This is a genomic window from Prevotella sp. P3-92 (assembly GCF_002251205.1).
Classification (GTDB): Bacteria; Bacteroidota; Bacteroidia; order Bacteroidales; family Bacteroidaceae; genus Prevotella.
Genome location: NZ_NPJE01000002.1, coordinates 75,966 through 82,824, shown reverse-complemented (window position 1 = coordinate 82,824; position 6,859 = coordinate 75,966). Strand labels below are relative to the sequence as shown.

The following is a 6,859-nucleotide window of genomic DNA, read 5'->3' as shown; positions in this document are numbered from 1 at the left end:
TACTTCTCTGTTTTATGTAAATCTTTCAAAGAACTCTTCCTTCAGTGCTTGTCAGGTGTTGTATTCCTGAAAGCGGATGCAAAGGTACGGCTTTTTTCTGAACTACCAAACTTTTTCGAGAAAAAAAATGCAGATTGCATGAAACTTTTTTGCAGAGATTGATTTCTGTCAAGCCGCAAAACGGAAACTCCTTATTTATTATATATAAAGGACGTGTGGACGCGCACAAATCTTTTTCTTCATTTCCAATGGCCGAAAAAGCACCTGAAACGCACCAATGCCGCTATTTCAAAGTTTCACTTTTAGAGGGAAGCTTTGCGGAAATGTGCAAAGAACGGGGAGATTTTGGATGGAAGAGCTATGAGGAAACACAAAGAATAGGGGCTGGCTTTGCGGAAATGTGCAATGAACGGGGCGGGGCTTTGCGGAAATCGCTACGCGATGGAAGTTGTGTTTTTGGGGAAAATTATTGGTATTGCGGTGAAAAAAGCGTATCTTTGCGTGCTGAACAGATAACTTATCACAAAACTATGAATCAAACTATTCTGAAAAGATACATTGCCATTTTCCTTTTCATCGCAACGGCTGCGGTGAACGGATGGGCAGCGACGCTAACAAACCGCTCTTTTACATCGCCAAACGGTTGCATCATCTGGAACACCATCACAACAGGCGATTCAATCACAGCCTTCGACATCAGTTACCGACAGGATAAAAACAGTAAGACACATCACGTGACAACCATCACAGAGTTTGGAGTAGAGACGAAAGACGGAGCTGGACACCACTTGAGACTGGTGGATACGAGTGATCCACACCCTGTGTTTGAAACCTACGCGATGATCGTGGGAAAGAAATCTATCTGCACCAATCACGGACGCGAAGTGGTCTATACGTTTGAGGATGATGTCAAACGCCAACAACGACTGGTGGTCAGACTCTATAACGACGGTGTGGCCCTGCGCTATGAGATGGATAACCTGTTGCACACACGTGTCACAACAGAACATACGACCTTCCGGATTGATGAGGGCACCAAGCGCTGGATGCAGAAATGGAACGAACCCTATGAGGACTTCTATCCACTCGCCACTACCGGCAACGACAACAACCACCGATGGGCTTTCCCCGCCTTGGTGGAAGCCGCTCCAAAGACATGGATGTTGCTGACGGAGGCAGGAATAGACGGTGGGCATAGTGCTGCATCGTTGTACAACGACAAACAAGCAACCGACTATCGTGTGGTGGCTGACGAACAACGACAGAACACCTCAGGAAGATGGGTTTCTCCTTGGCGTCTTGCCCTGATTGGCGGACTGGAAGATCTCGTAGCCTCAACACTCGTAACGGATGTCAGTGCGCCCTGCCGACTGAAAGACACGGCATGGATTCAACCGGGTGGTGTGTCGTGGATCTACTGGGCCCACAACCACGGCAGTCGTGACTTCAAGATTGTGTGTCAATATATCGACATGGCGGTTGCCCTTGGCCTGCCCTACGTGCTGATAGATGCAGAATGGGACGAGATGGGCAACGGCGGAACGATAGGCGACGCACTGGATTATGCGCAAAAGCAAGGTGTAAAAGTGCTGATCTGGTATAATTCCTCTACTGCATGGTTGGGGAAAGACGGAGCGCCAGGTCCCCACTTCCGCCTCAATGCGCCAGAGCGCAGAGAGCGCGAATTTGCATGGTTAGAACAACAAGGAGTGGCTGGCGTGAAGATAGATTTCTTTGCCGGCGACAAACAAGAGACTATGCAATACTGCATCGACCTGTTGGAGGCAGCAGCCCGCCACCATCTGATGGTAAATTTCCATGGTGCAACACTGCCACGCGGTTGGCAACGCACCTACCCCAACCTGCTATCGACGGAAGCTGTCTATGGTGCTGAATGGTACAACAACAGCCCTGTGCTGACAGACAAAGCAGCAGCACACAACGCCACACTACCCTTCACACGCGGTATTGTGGGATCGATGGACTATACACCCTGTACTTTCTCCGACTCGCAACACCCTCATATCACCACCCATGCGCACGAGCTCGCCCTTGCCGTACTCTTCGAATCGGGACTGCTCCACTGGGCAGACCGTCCTGAGAGTTATCTGACGCAACCGAAACAGGTGAAGCAGTTAATCGGTTCGCTACCCACCACCTGGGATGAGACACGCCTGTTGGCAGGTTACCCCGGAGAACAAGTAGTGATGGCACGGAGGAAAGGACGCGACTGGTATGTGGCAGGAATCAACGGAACCAACGAGCGGGTGACGCTGGAATTTAACATCGACTTTATCGGTAGTAAGAAAACCACGACAACCGTCTTTACCGATTCAGGGAATGCTTCGTCACCGTGGCACATCAACAGCAAAAGAAAAGGCCGTATAGTCTGTGAGCCACGTGGCGGTTTTGTTATGGTTATCAAGAGTAAATAGACCCTATCAACAAACAATACTACAAAAAACAACTACAAAACGATGAACATCAAAACGACAATGAAACGAATGATGATGATCGCCCTAATGGCGGTTGTCACACTGATGGCTGGAGCAGAAAACTATCCGTACCGCAGCGACTACCTATGGGTAACCGTGCCCGACCATGCCGACTGGTTGTACAAGACCGGCGAGAAGGCAAACATAGAAATACAATTCTATAAATACGGAATACCCCGAAACGGCGAGGTGACCTATACCGTGGGCAACGACCTGTTGGGAACAGATACAAAAGGCACCGTCACGCTGAAGAACGGACGTGCCAAAATCAATATCGGAACGAAGAAAACGCCAGGATTCCGTGATGTCGTGCTGACCATGAAACTGGATGGACAAAGCTACACCCACCATGTGAAGGTAGGATTCTCACCTGAGAAGATACAACCCTTCACACAAGAGCCCAAAGACTTCAACACCTTCTGGCAAGGCAACCTCGACGAACTGGCAAAGATTCCACTCAGCTACACCAAGGAGATTGCCAAGGAATACTGCACCGATAAGGTGGATTGCTATTTGGTGAAAATTCCCGTGAGCCGTCGCAAACAATGCGTCTATGGCTACCTCTTCTACCCCAAAAACGCGCAGCCAGGCAAGCATCCCGTAGTGCTCTGTCCTCCGGGAGCCGGCATCAAGACCATCAAAGAGCCATTGCGACATAAATACTACGCAGAGAACGGTTTCATCCGACTGGAGATAGAAATTCACGGACTGGATCCCCGACTGCCCAAGGAGACTTTCGATGACATCAGCCGTGCCTTCAACAGCGACGCGACAGGATATTTGGAAAACGGTATAGACAACCGCGACCGATACTATATGAAGCACGTCTATCTCGCCTTGGTGCGCTGCATTGACCTGCTCACCTCACTACCCGAATGGGATGGACGGAATGTTGCGGTACAAGGCGGCAGTCAGGGCGGAGCCCTCGCCCTCGTGGCAGCAGGTCTCGACAAACGCGTGAACCTCTGTGTGGTGAACCATCCAGCGCTCAGCGATATGGCAGGCTATACGGAGAAGGGACGCACCGGCGGTTATCCCCACTTCAATCGCATGACAGGACTCTACACCCCTTCCAATATCTCTACCATGGCGTATTACGATGTGGTGAACTTTGCCCGTAAGGTGAAAGCCACCACCTATATGACATGGGGATATAATGATAATACATGTCCGCCAACCACCAGTTATGCAGTATGGAATACGCTGAACTGCGAGAAAGAGTCGCTCATCACCCCCATCAACGAACATTGGACGAGCGATGCTACGGAATACGGACAGATGGTCTGGATAAAGAAACACCTACAATAATGAAACAAGAATCACACCTCCTGTCGTGGAAGCCACGACACACCGTAGTAGCCGTTGCCTGTTGCCTGGGAGCCCTACTCTCCGGATGCACCAACGATGCTTACGACAAGGGCGATGGCCCTTATTCCGATATGCAAGCCGAACTGGTTGATGTAAGTATCGGAGAAGAAAAGAAAGCCCTCGACTTCGTGACCGACAAGGGTCAGCACTATATGTTTGAAACTCCTGTCCTCGCTACATGGGCTTCAAAAGCTGATTCCACATACCGTGCCATCGTATATTTCGATGATTTGGGCAACGGAGTTGCCAAATGCAGGGCATTGGGAGGTGTACCCACCCTCCGTGCGAAAGAGCATAGGAAACTGCAGAATATGGCAGATGACCCTGTGGGTTACGAGAGTGTGTGGGTGTCAGACAACCACCGCTATGTGAACATGGCATTGCTGCTGAAGTCGGGAGTCTCTGATTCTAATTCAGCACTCCATAAGATTGCCCTTGCACAAGATACACTGATCTGTCATTCAAACGGACGCAACACCGTGCACTACAGACTGTTGCACGATCAGAACAATATTCCACAATACTATACAGACCGGAGCTACGTGAGCATCCTGTTGCCCGAAACAACACCTCTCGACACCGTAGTGCTGCAGATGAACACTACAGATGGCGTGGTAAGCAAGGTCTTGACGATAAGATAAGGGCTTTGCTGAAATACGCAAAGAACGGAGGCAATAGAATATTAGCAATACGAGGCGGATTCATGATGAATCCGCCTCGCTGCATTAATTATAATAAGGTGTTAGAATCACATGCTTTCTAACATACGTTTAATCACAACCGAACATGAAATTTCTCTGTTGGCAGCTTCAGGAATAACGATGCTATCCGGACTCTCAATAACATTGTCAGTAACGATAAGACCACGGCGCACAGGTAGGCAGTGCATGAACTTAGCATGGTCGGTCCACGCCATGTGCTGTTCATCGACCGTCCAACTCATATCCTTCGATGTAATCTTACCATAGTCAGCAGGATTGGTCACGCCCGGATTACTCCAGTTTTTAGCATAGATAAAGTCCGCACCTTCGAACGCTTTACGCTGGTCGTACTCCACGCAAGCATTACCTACAAACTTCGGATCGAGTTCATAGCCCTCAGGATGAGTCACCACGAAATCCACATCGGCAGCATTCATCCACTCCGCAAATGAGTTAGGCACAGCCTGCGGCAATGCACGGCAGTGAGGTGCCCATGTGAGAACCACCTTAGGCCGTTGCTTCTTCTTATACTCCTCAATAGTGATGAGGTCTGCGAAAGCCTGCAGGGGATGCACGGTAGCCGTTTCCATGGCGAAGACCGGTTTTCCGCTATACTTGATAAACTGGTTGAGAACCGTCTCAGCATAGTCGTAGTCGCGATCAGACAATCCAGCAAATGAGCGCACACCGATAAGGTCGCAATAGCACCCCATCACCGGAATAGCCTCCAACAAGTGTTCACTCTTATCGCCATCCATGATGACTCCACGCTCTGTTTCAAGTTTCCATGCACCCGCATTGACATCGAGCACGATGACATTCATGCCCAGGTTCATAGCAGCTTTCTGTGTAGAAAGACGCGTGCGCAGTGAATTATTGAAGAAAATCATCAGCAGTGTCTTGTTCTTGCCCAGATGCTGATATTTGAAACGATCGTTCTTAATCTCTTTAGCCTCGGCCAGTGCTTTCTCCAGCGGACCGATATCTTGTACGTTGATAAAACTTTTCATACAGGTTATGATAATTGATGATAAAAAGAAATGTCTTAGTTTCGAGTCTGTCCCTCACCCTCTATAATCCATTTATAGGTGCAAATCTCGTCGAGTCCCATAGGTCCACGCGGTCCGAGTTTCTGCGTAGAGATTCCAATCTCAGCGCCCAATCCGAACTGTGCCCCATCAGTAAACGAGGTTGGTGCGTTCCAATAGACGCAAGCTGCATCCACCTTTTGTTGAAAGAGCCGTGCGGCAGCCTCATCCTCGGTAATGATAGACTCGCTGTGTCCAGAGCCATACAGGTCGATATGAGCAAGTGCCTCATCAATAGATGCTACGGTGCGAATAGCGAGTTTATAGTCCATAAACTCCGTACCAAAGGAATCGTCGGTGGCAGGCATCAGGAGCGTATCGGGATAATGCCCTTTGAGTTGGTTGTAAGCCATACTATCTGCAAAGAGAGTCACTTGTTTCTCCGCCATCGGAGCCACCAGTTGTGGGAGGTCAGCAAGTCGTTTCTGATGGATGATCAGGCAGTCGAGCGCATTGCAAACCGATACCCGTCGCGTCTTAGCATTAAGGATGATAGCCTGTCCTTTCTGCAAGTCACCACCTTTATCGAAATAGGTATTGACCACGCCAGCCCCCGTCTCAATGACAGGAATACGAGCATTATCGCGCACGAAATCGATGAGTTTTCTTCCGCCTCGTGGAATGCAGAGGTCAATATATCCCACGGCATTAAGCATTTCGGCAGTAGCCTCATGAGTGGCAGGCAGCAGCGATACGGTATTTTCATCGATATTGTGACGCTTCAACACCGCATGGATGAGTGCAACGGCAGCACGGTTGGAGTCGTCAGCATCGCGTCCACCCTTGAGAACGCAGGCATTGCCACTCTTGAAACAAAGGGCAAAGACATCAAACGTCACATTGGGCCGCGCCTCATAGATGATACCAATCACTCCGAAAGGCACAGTCACGCGATGAAGTCTCAACCCATTGGGGAGCGTTCGCTGATGACTGTTATGCCCCAGAGGCGACGGCAGTTTCGTCACATTGCGCATATCAGCCGCAATACCTTCCAGTCGTTGTGGCGTCAGTTGGAGTCGGTCGTAGAGCGGATTCTTCACATCCATGCGCTCCAAGTCCTTAGCATTAGCCGCCAACAGCGTATTCTGCTGCGCCACGATAGCCTCCGCCACATCCAATAGGATGGAGTTGCGTTGCTCATCAGTCAGAGCCGATAGTGTTTTGCTGGCCCTCTTTACATCTTGAAACAGTTTTTCCATAGTTTTCT

The 6,859-nt window shown here is 49.7% G+C and carries 5 protein-coding genes; 3 read left to right on the top strand and 2 right to left on the bottom strand.

What is annotated here, in order from left to right; translation table 11 throughout:
• Positions 1-530: 530 nt before the first annotated feature.
• The 3 genes from CIK93_RS00530 to CIK93_RS00520 are packed head-to-tail and all read left to right on the top strand — an operon-like array spanning position 531 to position 4,504.
• Positions 531-2,435 carry a glycoside hydrolase family 97 protein gene (locus CIK93_RS00530; RefSeq protein WP_094389733.1) on the top strand — a complete coding sequence of 635 codons (1,905 nt, stop codon included), beginning with the start codon at positions 531-533 and terminating at the stop codon, positions 2,433-2,435.
• A gap of 60 nt (positions 2,436-2,495) precedes the next feature.
• Complete coding sequence (locus tag CIK93_RS00525; protein WP_094446267.1) at positions 2,496-3,803, top strand: acetylxylan esterase; 1,308 nt, start codon at positions 2,496-2,498, stop codon at positions 3,801-3,803.
• Positions 3,803-4,504 (top strand): NigD-like C-terminal domain-containing protein, encoded by a 702-nt coding sequence (locus CIK93_RS00520; RefSeq protein WP_158215447.1) that lies wholly within the window; start codon positions 3,803-3,805, stop codon positions 4,502-4,504. The genes CIK93_RS00525 and CIK93_RS00520 overlap by 1 nt, the downstream gene beginning before the upstream one ends.
• Before the next feature lie 107 nt (positions 4,505-4,611).
• Here the strand turns inward: CIK93_RS00520 and CIK93_RS00515 are convergent, their stop codons facing one another.
• Positions 4,612-5,574 carry an acetylornithine carbamoyltransferase gene (locus tag CIK93_RS00515; protein WP_094446258.1) on the bottom strand — a complete coding sequence of 321 codons (963 nt, stop codon included), beginning with the start codon at positions 5,572-5,574 and terminating at the stop codon, positions 4,612-4,614.
• Positions 5,575-5,609: 35 nt separating this feature from the next.
• A complete protein-coding gene (locus tag CIK93_RS00510) occupies positions 5,610-6,851 on the bottom strand; it encodes a glutamate-5-semialdehyde dehydrogenase (RefSeq protein ID WP_094446257.1) in 1,242 nt (413 codons plus the stop codon).
• Positions 6,852-6,859 lie beyond the last annotated feature (8 nt).